General features: G+C 41.0%; 16 protein-coding genes. 5 read left to right on the top strand and 11 right to left on the bottom strand.

Translation table 11 applies throughout. The features are described from left to right. Positions 1-29: 29 nt before the first annotated feature. The 5 genes from HWV02_RS20750 to acs form a co-directional block, all read right to left on the bottom strand. Positions 30-1,685, bottom strand: coding sequence for a glycosyl hydrolase family 18 protein (locus tag HWV02_RS20750; protein WP_211689261.1), 1,656 nt, complete (start codon positions 1,683-1,685; stop codon positions 30-32). A gap of 494 nt (positions 1,686-2,179) precedes the next feature. Then, a complete protein-coding gene (gene accC, locus HWV02_RS20745; RefSeq protein ID WP_211677712.1) occupies positions 2,180-3,538 on the bottom strand; it encodes an acetyl-CoA carboxylase biotin carboxylase subunit in 1,359 nt (452 codons plus the stop codon). Positions 3,539-3,552: 14 nt separating this feature from the next. Next, positions 3,553-4,011 (bottom strand): acetyl-CoA carboxylase biotin carboxyl carrier protein, encoded by a 459-nt coding sequence (accB, locus tag HWV02_RS20740; protein WP_211677711.1) that lies wholly within the window; start codon positions 4,009-4,011, stop codon positions 3,553-3,555. A gap of 13 nt (positions 4,012-4,024) precedes the next feature. After that, a complete protein-coding gene (aroQ, locus tag HWV02_RS20735) occupies positions 4,025-4,483 on the bottom strand; it encodes a type II 3-dehydroquinate dehydratase (RefSeq protein ID WP_211677710.1) in 459 nt (152 codons plus the stop codon). A 473-nt stretch (positions 4,484-4,956) separates the two neighbouring features. Then, positions 4,957-6,903 carry an acetate--CoA ligase gene (gene acs, locus HWV02_RS20730; protein WP_211677709.1) on the bottom strand — a complete coding sequence of 649 codons (1,947 nt, stop codon included), beginning with the start codon at positions 6,901-6,903 and terminating at the stop codon, positions 4,957-4,959. A 297-nt stretch (positions 6,904-7,200) separates the two neighbouring features. Here acs and HWV02_RS20725 point away from each other — a divergent pair, with 297 nt between their 5' ends. Then, a complete protein-coding gene (locus HWV02_RS20725; RefSeq protein WP_211677708.1) occupies positions 7,201-8,343 on the top strand; it encodes a 3-phenylpropionate MFS transporter in 1,143 nt (380 codons plus the stop codon). A 116-nt stretch (positions 8,344-8,459) separates the two neighbouring features. On the opposite strand, the gene HWV02_RS20720 is transcribed toward HWV02_RS20725, so the two are convergent. From HWV02_RS20720 to HWV02_RS20705, 4 genes are all read right to left on the bottom strand, one after another. After that, positions 8,460-9,251, bottom strand: coding sequence for an HAD-IIB family hydrolase (locus HWV02_RS20720; RefSeq protein ID WP_211677707.1), 792 nt, complete (start codon positions 9,249-9,251; stop codon positions 8,460-8,462). A gap of 18 nt (positions 9,252-9,269) precedes the next feature. After that, positions 9,270-10,553 (bottom strand): TRAP transporter large permease, encoded by a 1,284-nt coding sequence (locus HWV02_RS20715; RefSeq protein WP_211677706.1) that lies wholly within the window; start codon positions 10,551-10,553, stop codon positions 9,270-9,272. 9 nt (positions 10,554-10,562) lie between these two features. Continuing rightward, complete coding sequence (locus HWV02_RS20710; RefSeq protein ID WP_211677705.1) at positions 10,563-11,042, bottom strand: TRAP transporter small permease; 480 nt, start codon at positions 11,040-11,042, stop codon at positions 10,563-10,565. A 117-nt stretch (positions 11,043-11,159) separates the two neighbouring features. Continuing rightward, entirely contained in the window at positions 11,160-12,176 is a 1,017-nt protein-coding gene (locus tag HWV02_RS20705; protein ID WP_211677704.1) for a C4-dicarboxylate TRAP transporter substrate-binding protein, read from the bottom strand. A gap of 272 nt (positions 12,177-12,448) precedes the next feature. On the opposite strand from HWV02_RS20705, the gene HWV02_RS20700 reads away from it, so the two are divergent. Together HWV02_RS20700 and HWV02_RS20695 are read left to right on the top strand one after the other, a co-directional pair. Then, positions 12,449-13,159: a glycerophosphoryl diester phosphodiesterase gene (locus HWV02_RS20700; protein ID WP_211677703.1), complete on the top strand. Its 711-nt coding sequence runs from the start codon at positions 12,449-12,451 to the stop codon at positions 13,157-13,159. A 4-nt stretch (positions 13,160-13,163) separates the two neighbouring features. Further along, the gene (locus HWV02_RS20695; protein WP_211677702.1) at positions 13,164-13,913 is read left to right on the top strand and encodes a DeoR/GlpR family DNA-binding transcription regulator; all 750 of its coding nucleotides are present in this window, start codon (positions 13,164-13,166) and stop codon (positions 13,911-13,913) included. A 15-nt stretch (positions 13,914-13,928) separates the two neighbouring features. Here HWV02_RS20695 and HWV02_RS20690 read toward each other — a convergent pair whose 3' ends face one another. Continuing rightward, on the bottom strand, positions 13,929-14,378 hold the full coding sequence (locus HWV02_RS20690; RefSeq protein ID WP_211677701.1) for a protein-disulfide reductase DsbD domain-containing protein: 450 nt from the start codon (positions 14,376-14,378) through the stop codon (positions 13,929-13,931). Positions 14,379-14,589: 211 nt separating this feature from the next. On the opposite strand from HWV02_RS20690, the gene HWV02_RS20685 reads away from it, so the two are divergent. After that, positions 14,590-15,123, top strand: coding sequence for an FxsA family protein (locus HWV02_RS20685; RefSeq protein ID WP_211689260.1), 534 nt, complete (start codon positions 14,590-14,592; stop codon positions 15,121-15,123). A 206-nt stretch (positions 15,124-15,329) separates the two neighbouring features. Continuing rightward, on the top strand, positions 15,330-16,133 hold the full coding sequence (cobA, locus tag HWV02_RS20680; protein ID WP_211689259.1) for a uroporphyrinogen-III C-methyltransferase: 804 nt from the start codon (positions 15,330-15,332) through the stop codon (positions 16,131-16,133). A 56-nt stretch (positions 16,134-16,189) separates the two neighbouring features. Here the strand turns inward: cobA and HWV02_RS20675 are convergent, their stop codons facing one another. Next, positions 16,190-16,804: a TetR/AcrR family transcriptional regulator gene (locus HWV02_RS20675; RefSeq protein ID WP_211673238.1), complete on the bottom strand. Its 615-nt coding sequence runs from the start codon at positions 16,802-16,804 to the stop codon at positions 16,190-16,192. Positions 16,805-16,857 lie beyond the last annotated feature (53 nt).

Below are 16,857 nucleotides of genomic sequence, written 5' to 3'. Positions count from 1 at the left end.
TATGTATTTATAAAGCGCTTCGTTACTTACTACTTGCGCCAAACTCCCCATTCCCCTGTCGTTCCTGGTTCTTCACCTTTTGTCCACCAATGCGCAGTCCAGGTTGAACCGTTATGAGTGACTTTGTCTCCGCGAACATAGATGGTATCAGCTTGCCAGTCACTGTCATTTATCGCATCGCTTACCACGGTAACAGTACGTTTATTCGTTATGATCTGTTGATTATCTTGACCGTAGGTTAAGGTGTAAGTTAACTCGTATTTACCTACAACATCGGTATTTACCTCTCCCGCGACAGTGATGTTACTGGTGAGATCGCCTTGGGTTGGATGGTTTGCTGTAACCCCTTGCATTGGATCAAACTGACTCCCAATAACAATCGTGGTATCTGTGATACCTTCAACGCTTGGTAATACTTCGTATACCGTTACCTTACGTACTTGGTTTTCTGTTTTATCATGACTACTGACGCTGTACGTTAATAGATATTCACCGACTTGATTAGTATCAACATGACCTGATATCTCTATATTACCTGTGATGTCATTACCCAGGTAATCTTTAGCGGTAATTCCTGTTAAAGGATTAAAGCTAGCATTAAGTTCGATGCGTGTATCGACAATACCAGCCAAGGTTGGTGTCATATCGACGACTGGCGGTAATTGATTATGAATAAAATTGCCGTAATCTTTAATAAACTTCTGATTATAACTATTGTTCGCTGAGTCTGTACCCATATCCCAGTTTACGGACCAGGTCATGACACCACGCAGTGGCTGTCCTTGTGCTTTTAAACGATCAAACGCACGATATAAATCTTGAGGATCTTTGACATAACCAGTGGCTGCGGCATCATTACTCGAAGGCAGTCCAAACACTAGTTTATCATGTGGGATCTTGTAGAAATTACGCGTGCCGTTAATGAGAGAGTCAGCAATATAGTAAATAAAATCTTCTTTTAACTCGTCATTATTTTGTGCTATCCAGCCCACGCCTTCAATCCAGAGACCATCGCCACCCTGATTATAGAATTGTGGGTTAATAAAATCATAATAACCATCGAGCTCGGTCAGATAAGGTGTATATGCACCATTTGCAGTTAAGTATGGAAATTCGGGCGCCATGGTGATCATAAAGTTGTCTCCGGTTTTACGGTAATGATCTTTCACCATTTTTAATGCGGTCGGGATAACAAACTGATTATCTTTCGCCGTAATCGCAGCTTGCTCTAAGTCGATATCGAGACCATCAAAACCATAACGATCTGTAAGACGAATAATCTCTGCTGCGAGTGCATTTTCATCACCACGAGTTAACTCGATATGTGCATCTGCACCACCAAGGGCGAGTAGTACACTGCGTCCCTGACTGTTAAGGGTATTGATCTGCTCGATAAACTCAGCTTCACTCATACCTATCGTTAGGTCTAGCTTAAAGGTTGGGATTCGACCTTCTGCGGTATCATAAACTTTCATAAATGAAATGTTGACTACATTGTATTGTGGGTTGACTTCACTGAGGTCAATACAAGGGGCGTTACCTCCCTTATAACCACCACCGTCACACCAGTTGTGCCAGTAACCAACGACCACATTGTCGTCCTGTGAAGTGATCGTCCCTGCAATACCTGCTGTTGAAAATAAGCCGGTAAATATTGCCGCCGAAAGTATAGGTTTTAGCTTCATAATATTCCCCAAATTAACGCTGTTGACGCAATGAAATATCCTATCTCATTGTTAAAACTGATATTAAACTACAATAAAATGTATAGTGATTACGGGGTGTTTGTACATAGTACTTTTTTTAATGGTCGAAAAAAGAATGCCTATAGCAATGATGAATAAAAATTATATGCAGAATCAGGATAAAAGGTCTATATGAAAGGTGTTATTCACACCCTGATGTTAAGCTGTTGTTTTTTAAGCTGTTGTTTTTTAAGGTGTTTTTTTTGGCGTTCGGTATTGTGCGAATATTTTTCTTAGTGTTTTTCGTTTATTTTTATAACGTGTTTTAGATATTCATCGGTAATGTGAGACGGGGAATGCAGATAAGTAGGGTGGTTATTATAGAGGTAATACCAGTTGAGTTTAGGCGTATAATAAAAAACCCAAGACGAGTAAATCGCTTGGGTTTTTTGATATTTAATGAGGTTAACTCTTATTTAGAGCAAGTTTAGAATCTATTTCGCGTTTTTCGCTTTTAGATCTAATTTCTTCTCTAGATAATGGATGTTAGTGCCACCATTCTGGAAGTTTTCATCACTTAAAATGTCTAAATGTAATGGGATATTAGTCTTAATACCATCAATCACCATCTCGCTTAATGCATTGCGCATTCTTGAGATTGCAACGTCACGATTCTCACCGTAAGTAATTAACTTACCGATCATTGAATCGTAGTGTGGTGGTACTTTATAACCCGCATATACATGTGACTCCCAACGTACGCCATAACCGCCAGCGGCATGGAAACGTTTGATCAGACCTGGACTTGGAATAAAGCTTTCCGGATCTTCAGCGTTAATGCGACATTCAATTGAGTGACCTGTTAAACGCACTTCATCTTGGGATACTGACAGCGGCATGCCCGCTGCAATACGTAACTGAGCTTTGATTAAATCAATGCCTGTTACCATTTCTGTTACGGTATGCTCAACTTGAATACGGGTATTCATTTCGATGAAGTAGAATTCGCCATTCTCATACAAGAATTCAAAAGTACCGGCACCACGGTAGTTAATATCAACACAAGCACGACTACAACGCTCACCAATGTGACGGCGTAGGTCTGCTGTAATACCTGGTGCAGGTGCTTCTTCAACTACTTTTTGGTGACGACGTTGTAGTGAACAATCACGCTCACCAAGGTAGATTGCGTTACCCTGACCGTCAGCTAGTACTTGGATCTCGATGTGACGTGGGTTTTCTAGGAATTTCTCCATGTATACCATGTCATTACCGAAGAACGAACCTGCTTCATTACGTGTGAGTGCAATAGAATCAAGTAATTCAGACTCTTCACGTACAACACGCATACCACGACCGCCACCGCCACCGGCTGCTTTAATAATGATTGGGTAACCGATACGCTTAGCAATTTTCTTATTTCGTTGTGCGTCAGTGTCAAGTGGACCATCAGAACCTGGTACGCAAGGTACTCCAGCTTTTTTCATTGCCGCAATCGCAGACACTTTATCGCCCATTAGACGAATAGTTTCAGCTTTAGGGCCGATGAAAATAAAACCAGAATGTTCAACCTGTTCAGCAAAATCAGCGTTTTCAGCTAAGAAACCATAACCAGGGTGAACAGCAACTGCTCCCGTGATCTCTGCTGCGCTTAAGATTGCAGGCACATTTAGGTAACTGTCTACTGCTGCTGGCTTACCAATACAAACCGTTTCGTCAGCAAGTAATACATGCTTAAGTTCACGATCTGCTGTTGAGTGAACAGCAACTGTTTTAATGCCTAATTCTTTACAAGCACGAAGAATACGTAGTGCGATTTCGCCGCGATTGGCGATAACAACTTTATCCAACATTGTAAACTCCGTTGTTATTCAATGATGAAAAGTGGTTCATCAAACTCAATAGCTTGACCATCTGTTGCTAGAATAGCTTTTACTACACCGGCTTTATCTGATTCGATTTGATTCATCATTTTCATTGCTTCTAGGATACACAGTGTATCGCCAACCTGAACTTTTTGACCAATTGCTACAAACGGTGCTGCACCAGGAGATGCTGCATTATAGAAAGTACCAACCATCGGAGAGCGAACTTGATGTCCTGCCACTTCTGCTGGAGCTGCAACTTCTGCTGTCGCAGGAGTCGGCGCCGCCACAGGAGCTACAGGAGCGGGTGCTGCCGCTGCTGCTGCCGTGTATTGTACTTGTGGTGCCACGCTGCTAAAACGATTGATTCGAACTGACTCTTCGCCTTCAGAAATCTCTAATTCTGCAATGCCAGATTCTTCAACAAGTTCAATCAGTTTTTTAATTTTACGGATATCCATAATAATCTCTTTCTTATTTGTTGTTAGTTTGCTTTAGCTGTTTGACAGCAGAAAGCAGTGCAAATTCATAGCCATCAGCACCTAATCCACAAATAACGCCTTTGGCGACATCTGACAGATAAGAGTGATGACGAAATTGTTCTCGTGCGTGTACATTAGAGAGGTGTACTTCGATGAAGGGGATTGAAACCCCTAATAATGCATCTCTAATTGCGACACTTGTATGCGTATATGCAGCTGGGTTGATAATGATAAAATCAGTATTTCCCATTGCCGCATGAATATGATTAATGAGCTCGTGTTCTGCGTTAGACTGTTCGTGGCGCAGAGCAATATCGTGCTGAGTTGCAACATCGTTTAAATGTTCTACAATGTCATTAAGTGTTTGATAGCCGTAAGTCTCAGGTTCTCTTTTACCTAAAAGATTTAGATTCGGTCCGTTGAGTAACAATATTCTTAGTTTGTTCGACATATTGCTTCCATTGTCTGGTAAAATGACGCTAACGTCGATAAGAACGTTGTCTTTGCTAGCTCTTCTGAAAACCTCAATCGTAAATAAATATAAAGTACGATTGTTGCTAATTCACTACACACTATATGATTTTCGTAGAATATAACAGCATTTAACTGGTCTTATCTGATATTTTATTAAAGTTTACACTCTAAGTTTTATCTCGCTCACATTGCTTATTTAAGGGAGGGGAGGCCGGTTATTGATGCGATTATCTATAATTTTGATCGAGTAACAGTTTGATCAGCTAGAATAATTTGTGCATGACTTATTTAACGGTGTAAATAGGGCATTATGCAGAGATGATTGAATATGAATACTGAGGTTGTTCGTTGGTATCAGAAATAAAAAATCGATGTAACAAGGCGAGGGTTACACCGATAAGTTGATTATGATCGCTAGCGAATTAGTGATAGGGCTAGCGCTTATGGTCGTTATGCGTTTTGCTTTTCGGTTATTAGAGTATCAACAACGCTTGGATCTGCTAGCGTGGATGTATCTCCTAACGAATCAGTATCATTGGTTGCTACCTTTCGCAGAATACGACGCATGATCTTTCCTGAACGTGTCTTTGGTAATGCGTCTGTCCAATGTAACGTATCTGGTGTAGCAATCGCACCAATTTCGCTACGTACCCATTGTTTTACTTCGGCCATTAATGCGTCATCCGCTTTTTCTCCGGCATTCAGTGTGACGTATGCGTAAATACCTTGTCCTTTAATATCGTGTGGCACTCCGACGACAGCTGCTTCTGCAATTTTACTGTGTGCAACTAATGCACTTTCAATTTCTGCGGTGCCCATACGGTGACCTGAGACATTCAGGACATCATCTACACGGCCTGTGATCCAGTAATAACCGTCAGCATCACGTTTGGCACCATCACCCGTGCAGTACATGTTCGGGAATGTTGAAAAATAAGCTTCTTCAAAACGACTTTCGTCACCATAAATACCGCGCATTTGTCCTGGCCAAGAATCTAAGATGACTAAGTTACCTTCATTTTCGCCTTCTAATAAGTGACCTTCATTGTCGACCAACGCAGGGCTAATGCCAAAGAATGGGCGTGTTGCAGAGCCTGGTTTTAGTGCCGTAGCGCCAGGTAGAGGGGTAATTAAGATCCCGCCAGTTTCTGTTTGCCACCAAGTATCAACAATCGGTGTTGATGAGTTGCCAATCTTGTCGTAATACCATTGCCATGCTTCTGGATTGATCGGTTCACCCACCGAACCCATTAGTCGAAGCGAGGTACGTTTAGTGTCAGTAATGGCATCATCGCCTTTGGCCATCAGTGCCCGAATTGCAGTCGGTGCAGTATAAAGTGTGGTGACTTGGTGTTTATCAATAACCTGACTCATGCGGGCAGTATCAGGATAGTTTGGAACACCTTCAAATAATACCGTGGTAGCGGCATTCGCAAGCGGCCCATACACCAAATAACTGTGACCCGTGATCCAACCTACATCGGCAGTACACCAGAATACGTCATTGTCTTGGTGATCAAAGACGTACTTAAAGGTCATAGTTGCATAAACAAGGTAGCCACCTGTGGTATGCAATACACCTTTGGGTTTACCAGTTGAACCTGAAGTATAAAGGATGAATAATGGGTCTTCGGCGTTCATCGCTTCAGGTTCGCATTCGCTTGGCTGGTCTTTTACGACATCATGCCACCATAGGTCGCGCCCCTCATGCCAAGTAATATCTGCGTTGGTTCGTGCAAATACGATGACATTTTCAACGCTGGTTACTTGTGGTTTGGCTAAGGCATTATCAACGCAATCTTTGAGGCGGGTGATACGTCCTGCACGTAGACTTTCATCGGCGGTGATCACTAATTTAGCCCCGCAGTTATCAATACGATCGGCCAGTGCTTCAGCAGAGAAGCCTGCAAATACAATCGTGTGTACTGCACCAATACGTGTACAAGCAAGCATTGCGATAGCGGCTTCTGGCACCATTGGCATATACAGGCAAACTACGTCACCTTTTTTAATGCCTTGGGCTTTTAATGCATTTGAAAACTGACAGACTTTTTCATAGACTTCTTGATAAGTAAGTTTTGCTGAATCTTTGGGATCATCGCCTTCCCAAATGATTGCGGTTTTGTTGGCGTTATCTTTTAAGTGACGATCAAGACAGTTAGCTGAGACATTGAGCTTACCGTCTTGGAACCATTTAATATCGACACTACCAGGTTGGAAACTGGTGCTTTTGACTTGGCTATAAGGCTTGATCCAATCAACTATTTGCCCTTGTTCACGCCAGAATGCTTCCGGGTCGGTAATTGAATGCTTATACATAGCTTGATAAGCACTGTCATTTAATAAACTGTTTTGCGCAAATTCAGCTGGTACCGGATATAGTTTAGTGTCGCTCATTATTCTTCCTTAATGGTATTTAATTCCTTTTTATTTTGGATGTTATATCGCTATGTCGCTTGCGGTTATGCACATCTCTTGTGAATAAAAATGACACGGCGGTAAACTTCTATCAATACGACTTTAGTATTAGCACTGAGTTTTTGTGATAGTTTGACTTATATAGTTAATATGTGATTTTAAAAATGTTACTTCACGCAACTTTTTAATTTATTTTTCTTAATGATTTATTCATGATAAAAGCGCAAGATAGCTGCACTTATTACAGTGTTATTTACTAATAATTAGAGGGTTAACATGCCATACTCACTGCCATCTACCTTATGGATGGGTTTATATTACCTTGGATTCTTTGGTGTCTATGGTGTTCTGCTGCCATTTTGGGCGTTGTGGTTAAAAGGCGAAGGTATGTCTACTGAGATGATCGGGACTATGCTTGCTTTTGCCTTGATAGCACGTTCTGCAGGTGCTTTATTGTTAACCCGTAATTTAACGACAACGGTTTCATTATTGCAGGCGATGCGCCGCTTAACGCTAACCAGTATTATTACCTTTGCTGGTTTTTACTTGAGCAATAATGTGTATGTGGTTTTTCTGCTGGTGGTGCTCACCAACTTTGTCTTTTCACCGTTAATGGCGTTAGGTGAAGCGATGGCGGCAAAGCTCGTTCGCTATAGTAATATGGATTACGGCAAGACGCGCTTGTGGGGCTCAATAGGCTTTATGCTTGCGAGTGCTCTGACAGGATTACTTGTTGAATCATTTGATCATAAAGTTATTTTATTAACCATTATTGTTGGCTTATCAGCATTATTATTATTAACGGTGACCCCTACGCGTAATATGCCGCAAGATACTACGACTAGTAGTAAGCGTAGCAGTAGTTTTATTACTATTTTAAGTCGTCCAAGTTTTTGGCCATTTTTGTTAATTACTGCATTATTGCAAGGCGCACATGCTGCCTATTATGGCTTTGGTGCAGTGTATTGGCAGGACATTGGTATTAGCGAAACCTACATTGGTTATTTTTGGAGTATGGGCGTTGTCGGTGAGATCTTCTTTTTAGCGATTGGCCGTCGATTGTTTGCCAATACGAGTATGGCGACGATGTTTGTGATTGCGGCATTAGGCAGTATTGTGCGTTGGTTAACGTTAAGTTATGCGACGGATGTGAGTGTCATTATGTTGTCGCAATTATTACATGGTGTGACCTTTGGTATCGCGCATTTGGCGGCGATGCGTTATATAGCTGAAAATGTTGCAGATGAAGACACCATGACAGTGCAAGCTATTTATGCGGCTATTCCGTTTAGTTTGGCTATTGCGCTGCTGACGTTTGTATCGGGTTTATTCTATCCAGAGTTTAAAGAAAATATCTTTATCTTCATGGCGATTGCAGTGGTGCCGGTATTCGTTTTGGTTCGTAGTAAGTATATTTAACGCTCGCTAAGTAAGTCTAAATATATTTATAGCAATGATAAATTTGGCTTTGACCATGACCATAAACAGATAATGCAGTATCTGTTTATGGTTGGCTGTATTTTTGAAATGGTTAATTAGTTACGTTTAATATCGAGTAACTGTTTGGTAAATTCTGCAAACCCGAAACCACCGGGTTGGCTCATGACTATTTTGGGATGATGACTGAGCTTGTGCCAATATTTTTCTATGTTCGCGACACCGACAGTCTTCGGCAGTGCTTCAAACATCAATTGATCATTCATTGAATCACCAACGTAACAAGATTGATTTAAAATGGCTTGTGGTGATAAGCCTTTTTCGGCCAAAAATTGTAACGATGTCGCTTTCTTCGAATGTTCGCCATACCATGCATTAATATGAATTGAGCTGGCTGTTGCATGTGCGCCTAATGCATGGATTTTAGCAACAACTTCAGCAATAATATCGTCATCAACACGCGCTCTATTCTGGCCAATATCAATCGCGACTTCACATAATCGATATGACTGATCGAGCGTTAAATTTAGATCTGGATAATCCGCTAAAATCGCTTTTACTTGCTGTTTTAATATTGCTTGTTGTTGGGCAATATCATCCATAGAACGATTGGCCCGTAGGGTTAAATAACCATTTTCCTTTTCCATAATGAACGCGCCATTTTCACCAAGCACGGCATCAACAGGCCATAGCTGAGCTATATGGTCACACCAACCCGCGCAGGCGCCTGTTACGGCAACTACTTTTATACCTGCTTGCTGTAATTCAGCCAGTGAAATTAAGGTTTCTGGTGGTAACTTTCCTTGCCAAGTGAGGGTATCATCCACATCAGTTAGCACCCATTCCACATGTTTCCAGTCTGGCGTTAATTCGTTTGGTACCGAATTCATTTTATACATCCTTCATAATTAGAGTAAATTCGGCAAAAACATCACCAAGCTTTCTGAATAAGTTAAAATCATTAACACCGTGAGTAATGCAAGTAATAGCGGTAAAACCTCACGGACAAAGTCGATCATTTTTACTTTTAAAATAGAACAAACTGTAAACATCATCGAACCAAATGGCGGTGTTACACCACCGATCATAATATTAACGATCACTATGATACCGAAATGTACGGGGTTAACACCAAGGTTAAGTACCGCTGGCAGCAATAGTGGAGTCAGAATAATCATGGCTGCACCACCTTCAATGAACATACCGACAACTAATAGCAGTACATTTATTAATAACAATAAAACTAGCTTGTTATCGGTGAGCTCAATCAAAGCCGATGCCACATTTTGTGGTATTTGTTCTAACGTCATGTAGTAGCCAAATACCATCGCACCAATGATGATAAACATGACACTACTGGTGCCCTGTACCGTTTCTTGCAAGATATATTTGAAATGACGGAGCTTTAAGACTCGATAAACAAATAAGCCAATGATAGAACAAAGTAATACCGCTATTGCGCCAGCTTCAGTTGGGGTAAATAAACCAAAACGCATGCCTAAAATAATGCCGAAAGGAATACATAATGCAGGAATAGCTTGAGCGAAACAGTGTAAACGTTCTTTAGCGGGAGCTGGAACTGAACGTGAAGGTTTGTAATTACGACGTCGAGCAATAAAAGCGATTGTTACCATCAGCGATAACGCCATCATGAATGCGGGCACATAACCGGCAATGAACATCTGGTGAACTGATACGTTCGCTAGTAATGCGTAGATAATCAAGTTAATACCGGGCGGGATCACTGGACTAATACTGGATGATGCAGCGGTTACAGCGGCTGTAAATGGTAAATCGTATCCACGCTTGGTCATCTCTGGGGCTAAGATTTTGGATTGCATGGCGGCATCCGCATTCGCTGAGCCTGAAATGCCACCCATTAAAGTACTTAACGCGACATTAACGTGAGCGAGACCACCCGTTTTATGGCCAATCAGCGAATCTGCGAAGGCCAGTAGGCTGCGGCTAATACCCGCGTAATTCATCACGGATCCAACCATAATAAAAAAGGGAATTGCCAATAGTGGAAACGATTCAGTCGACGAGATAAAGCGTTGCATTACTAAGCTAACGGGAATTGAATCATTGATAAATAAAAAGTACACCATTGCTGATGATATCAACGAGAAGGCAATGGGAATATTTAATAAGAATAATAGAAATAAAATAATAATAGGAATATAGCTTTCCACAATTGTCACCTATTTACGTGTATCTAATCGCTTCTCTCGAAGCTGTGTTACATCATCTTTAATAAACTTCACTGTGTGAATCGTCATTAAAGAAAAACAAAGAAATAGCACACCGTTTATCGTGAAATAAGACATTCCCATCACCGGTGTTACCTTGTTAGATAGCATCATGTAGTCGTAACTTAGGTAAGCCATAAGTACGTTGATTACCAGTAAAAAGCTCGATACAACAAGCCTAAACGGACATTTCATCGACTCTGGTAATAATGATACAACGACGTCAACACCCATATGCAGTTTGTGTTTGTAACATGAGCTAATGCCTAGGTAGACTGCCCAAATAAAACAAATAACCGAGAGTTCTTCACTCCACGGAACCACAAAACCAAAACCATAGCGTAAGAACACATTGATAATAACGACAAGTATCGTGATAGAAATAGCAATGGATGCCAGTATTTCTTCAATATTTTTTAGTATAAAGCGCATTACTTCTCCTGTGATTTACTGAAACAGCGAGTAAACCAACAATAAACGTGACTACTCAACAATGAGCAGAGAAGTCACGCGATAACTATTTATTATTTTTACTTACATTATTCGCGATTATTGAGCGGCGCGAATTTTTTCTAGTTCTTTCATGATAGTGCTATGAATATCGTTACTCCATGCTGGGAACTGGTTATAAACATCAGCGGTCAATTGAGTAAATTCAGCGGTATTTACACTATTAAATGTAACGCCTAATTCTTCAAGTTTCTGTGTATATTCTGCATCTAGTTTAATCAGCTCTGCGGTATTCGACGCAGCACCGGCTTCAAGTTCTTCCGCCACGATTCGCTGTTGTTCTGGCGTGAACTTATCCCATAATGTTGGAGAGATGTAGATGCCGACTGTGCCTAAGAAGTGCTTAGTCAGAGACATATTCTTCGCAACTTCATAAATCTTAGTTGAATACATAGTTAAGATAGAACCTTCCAGTCCATCAACCACACCTTGTTGAACACCTGCATAGGTTTCAGGGAAAGGCAGTGCCGCAGGTGATGCGCCCATCGAATCAAGCGTGCTAATGAATAACTGACTGCCTGGAACGCGAATACGCATGCCCTTCATATCCGCTGCATTTTTGATTTCTTTGTTGGTGATCATATGACGGAAGCCAAACATGTAATCAGCGCTCAGTACTTTAATGCCTTTTTGTTCAACTTGGTCTTTTAGGTCGGCAACGAAGTCGGTTTGCATCATGGCCAGATATTCGTCATATGAGTTGTAAAGCATAGGGCCAGCGAGTGCGGCAAAGTCAGGCACGTAATCGCCTAAGTAGCTAAGATCTTCAACCGCGATCCAGTTAGCACCATTGACTACTTGTTCAAGATTGTCTTTGTAAACAGGCAGCTGACCACCAGGGAAGACTTTTATATTTATAGAACCATCGGAACGTTGTCTAATTTTATCGCTCACTTTAATTAATTCTTGGGTAAGCAGTTCGTTTTGAGTGAAGACTAAACTCATATTGATATCAATCGGTTTGATTGCTGTAGCGGAAACCGATTCATCACCTTGTTTACCACAACCGACGAGAAGTACTGCGGCTGTTAGCATTGTTCCTACTAGCTTTTTCATTTATTAAACCCTCTTTATCAATATGATTAGATTTCATTATTCAAGACTGTCTGTATAAACTCGCCTTGGAGTATTTCTTAAGTCTAAGTGAACAATGTTACATTCATATGAACATGCAGGTTGATCGTGTGAATCATACTTAACTATCTATATATTTATTAATTGCGCCTTGGTTATTAATGTGTTGCAGCGCTTGTTCTATTTTCATATTTCTGTAACTTTAACCTTTTATAGTGATTGGATATTCAAATGAACATTTATCGGGTAGTCATATGATCACAGGTCACCGTGGTGCGGCAGCGCTAGCACCAGAGAATACGCTTGCCAGCATTCAAAAAGCAGCTGAGTCAGGCATTAAATGGATCGAAATAGATACACAGTTAAGTGCAGACAATATCCCTGTCATTATTCATGACCAAACTGTGCAGCGTTGTACCAATGGCAAGGGGTTAGTCGGAGAGCTGACGCTTGCTGAGCTTAAAGGGTTAGATGCAGGTAGTTGGTTTGCAAGTGAATTTACAGGTGAAACCATACCGACATTAAAAGAAGCACTGCTTGTTTGCCAAGAAAATGACTTGAATATGAATCTTGAAATAAAGATTTATAGCGAGGATGAAATAAAATCTTTGGTGGAAAGGGTTGTCGAAACGGTAAAAGTGCTGAATTTCCCTATCGATAAATTGCTATTTTCAAGCTTCTCTCAGACCGCGTTAAAGCACTGCCAAGCCTTATACCCTGGAGTACGACGCGGTTTTATTACAAAAAATAAACCATCGGATATGCTGGTGTCGATTAAGCCGCTTGCGCTGTATAGTCTGCATATCGATCATCGCATACTAAATGAAACTTTGGCCGAATCGATTAAAGAGGCTGGGTTAACCTTAATGATTTGGACCCTAAACGATCCCAAGCAAATTGATAAATATACGGCATGGGGTGTTGATAACATTATTACAGATAAGCCCCACAAGTTTAATAGGTAGTTTTATGGAATTAAACCAACGTCAGCAACAAATATTACAGCGCTTAAAGCAAGTTGAGGGGATTCAAATTGATGAGCTAGCGGCTTATTTTGATGTCACCACTCAAACAATACGCCGAGACGTAAATCAGTTATGCGAACAAGGGATTGCACGGCGGATACACGGTGGTGTCAGTTTACCTGCTTTGCTCACTAATACGACTTATCAATTTCGTGCTGATGTTGAAACAGGGATTAAAGATAAGCTCGCAAAAGAAGTTGCGAATGCTATTCCTGATGGCTCTACGGTGATGATGGGAATAGGTACAACGATTACACGTATTGCGCATTACCTGCTACATAAAAAATCGCTACGTGTTATCACCAATAATTTGCAAGTGGCTCGAATTTTAGAGTTAAACAAATATGCTGAAGTCTATATTGCGGGAGGGCTGTTCAGAAGTGAACATCAAGATATCGTCGGTAATAGTGTATTAGCATTTTTCGGTGGTTTTGAAGCGGATATAGGTATTGTCAGTTGTGGCTCTATTACTAAAAGTCAGGCTGCGATGGAGCATGAAACCCAAGAAGCCGAGCTGTCTCGTTGTATTTTGGATAACGCTCGCCAAGGTTGGCTCGTTGCTGATACCAGTAAATGGTCTCGCTTTGCATCCGTTAAGGTGAGAAAATTGAATGAGTTTGATCGTATATACACCAATAAAACAGGGCTACCAGCCGAGTTACCAATTCATGTGATAGAAAATGAATCGCGGTAACTCTTGCTCGCTGATTTATTGGGTAATAAATGTTTTTGTCATGGGTGGGTAACATAGTCCCGCCACTGCACAACCTTGGTAATGAATCGTTATTTTACTCGCTGGTGCTAACGTTGAAACGGGGACTGACAACATCAATTCATATTCGAAAATTTCGACATCACCAAAATACTCATCATGATAGTCTTTACCTTCTGGTAGCCCGACTATCGTGTGCTCATTACCGTTTATTGTTACGCGCAGCTTATTCTTATATAAATAATAGCCCTCGGTAATTTGCCAGAATACATTTAAGTTGTCGGCTTGTTGCAGCTGAGAAAAAACAAATGCATCTTCGACGGGTAAAAATGCAGGGGCGCTCTGTTGTTTATTTGCAAATGGACTAACATTAATATTTGCATACACTGGCATTACGCTTTGGATCACAAAGCTACTTGCGAGTAATAGGGTTAATTTTACTTTCATTTTTCCAACTTTATTACGTTTTAGTTGTCTTAATTGTGACGTCAGTTACTTAGCATTATGGACTATCTACTAGACTAGAGCTTGAAAACTAGGTTGATTACCCCTATGTTACTTTATATTCTGATCGTTTTGTGCGGATTTTTAGATAACTTAGTGACAAATATATACTCAGCTAAGTCGTCTACTATAACTATATTTTTGAGAGGTTAATGTGTTAGGTCGTTTATTTTTCTTATTTACTGCGATGACATTAATCGAAGTGTATGTACTGATGTCGATAGGTTCGTTATTAGGTGCAGAGCTGACGATTGGTATTATTATTTTAACGGCGTTTGCTGGTTCGTATTTGGTGCGGAGCCAAGGCATACAAACGGTGCAAAAATTACAAGCGCGTTTAGCTGCAGGTGAAGCACCTGGACAAGAAATAGTAGAAGGCATTATGCTGCTGGTATGTGGTGTGCTACTTGTAACACCGGGCTTTGTTACTGATGCGTTAGGTTTATTGGTGCTTACACCACAAATTCGTGGTCGTTTAGCCAAAGCGATTATTGCCCAATACAAAGATCGTATTATTCCACAACCGACGTTTACGGGTAATGCGCAAGGTTTCCATTATTCGTCACACTCGTCAACACACTCGTCGCCATTTCAACAACAGCCAGGTGCTGATAATAAGGCCAAAAATGACGGTGTTATTGAAGGTGATTTTGTTGAAGTAGACAAAGATGACAACAAGCTTAATTAATAAGCGATAGACAAATAAATACCAAAAGGCGTGTTCGAAAGTTCACGCCTTTTTTGATCTTGCTTCGCTTGATATAACTTATACTACTCCGCTATTGGTAAGCCTTGCACAGCTATGGTATTTATTAGTGATGTAAAAGCAGTGACAAATAGCGCTGTGAATAGTTGCTAGCCATGAACGGCTGGCGTAGTAGCTAAGGATATAGAATGACTGGACAAGCAGTATCAACAACAGTGAATGAGCTACAGGCCATAAGTCATACAGGGAAAGTAATTTTAGTCGGTTCGGGTCCAGGCGACCCCGATTTATTAACCGTTAAAGCATTACGTTTATTGCAACAAGCCGAAGTTGTAGTACATGACCGTTTAGTGTCCGATGAAATTATCGCCTTGATTCACCCACAAGCAGAACGTTTTTTTGTTGGAAAAAAGGCGGGAAACCATTGTGTACCACAAAGCGGCATTAACCAATTATTGGTGGAGCTTGCACTGCAGGGTAAGCAGGTGATCCGCCTTAAAGGCGGCGATCCGTTTATTTTTGGCCGTGGTGGTGAAGAGCTTGAAGCCTTATTACCTTTTAACATACCTTTTGAAGTTGTGCCGGGTATTACCGCTGCTTCTGGATGTGCTGCATACGCAGGGATCCCGTTGACTCATCGTGATTATACCCAAGGTGTACAATTTATTACTGGCCATTTAAAAGATGATTCGAATCAGTTGAATTGGCCGCTATTGGGTAAGGCTACGCATACATTGGTGTTCTACATGGGGTTAACACAGAGTGGTGGTATTGCACATAACCTGATTAAACACGGAATGAGTGCAGACATGCCTGTGGCTATTGTGGAAAGAGGCACCAGTCAACAGCAGCGTACATTGCAAGGATCGTTAAAAGATCTGAGTGATCTTGCCGCGCAATCTGAAAGCCCTTCGCTGATTATCATTGGTCTGGTTACCCAGTTAGCCGCTAAGCTTGATTGGTTTAGCGCCACACTCGCAACGGCTGAATAGCATCGTTCAAACTACAATAAATAGGGTTATATGAAGATCATATAACCCTGATCGTTTTAGCTTAACGTCTGGTATCCACGGATAAATAAACGCACAGAACTTTGTAAGTAGTGCTTAATTTCCTGTTCAGATAATGATTCTTCAATATTAAACTCTAACCGTGTCCATTGTTCACCTTTTATTAATGACAATAATTGGATTGCCGCTTGGCGGCAATCGTTTATATCCAGCTCTCCACGACGGTGATATTCAGCTAAGCAATTAGCTAGCTTGTCGATAACAAAAAGTGGACCAGCCTCAAAGAATAAACGTGATAAATGTGGATGAGCAAGGCACTCCGCGGCACAAACTCGGTGCACAGCCATTGAGTCAACCGACGTTATCATAGCAAAGAAACGCTGTGCAAATAATGTTAAAACAGATTCAACGGGTCCTAGATTTTCTGGTAGTAGTTCTGCTATTCCTGCCAATTCGCACTTATAGGTGATGGCGGTAATAAATAATTCATCTTTATTACCGAAATGGCTATAGACAGTCTGTTTTGATACACCTGCTAATTTCGCTATGTGATCCATACTCGTAGCGGCGTAGCCATGTTGGGTAAATTGTATTGTTGCCGCATCAAGTATTTGATTTCGCTTTAATTCACTTTTTGCTCTGGGTTTATTCATCTATCTACACCGCTAATAATTGAGTACACATTATCGCATTAAATGTTGTGCTA

The sequence above is a fragment of the Moritella sp. 28 genome (assembly GCF_018219435.1).
In the GTDB taxonomy this organism is placed as follows: Bacteria; Pseudomonadota; Gammaproteobacteria; order Enterobacterales; family Moritellaceae; genus Moritella.
The sequence above is the reverse complement of the archived record's forward strand: the minus strand, read 5'-3'. Positions and strand labels throughout refer to the sequence as shown.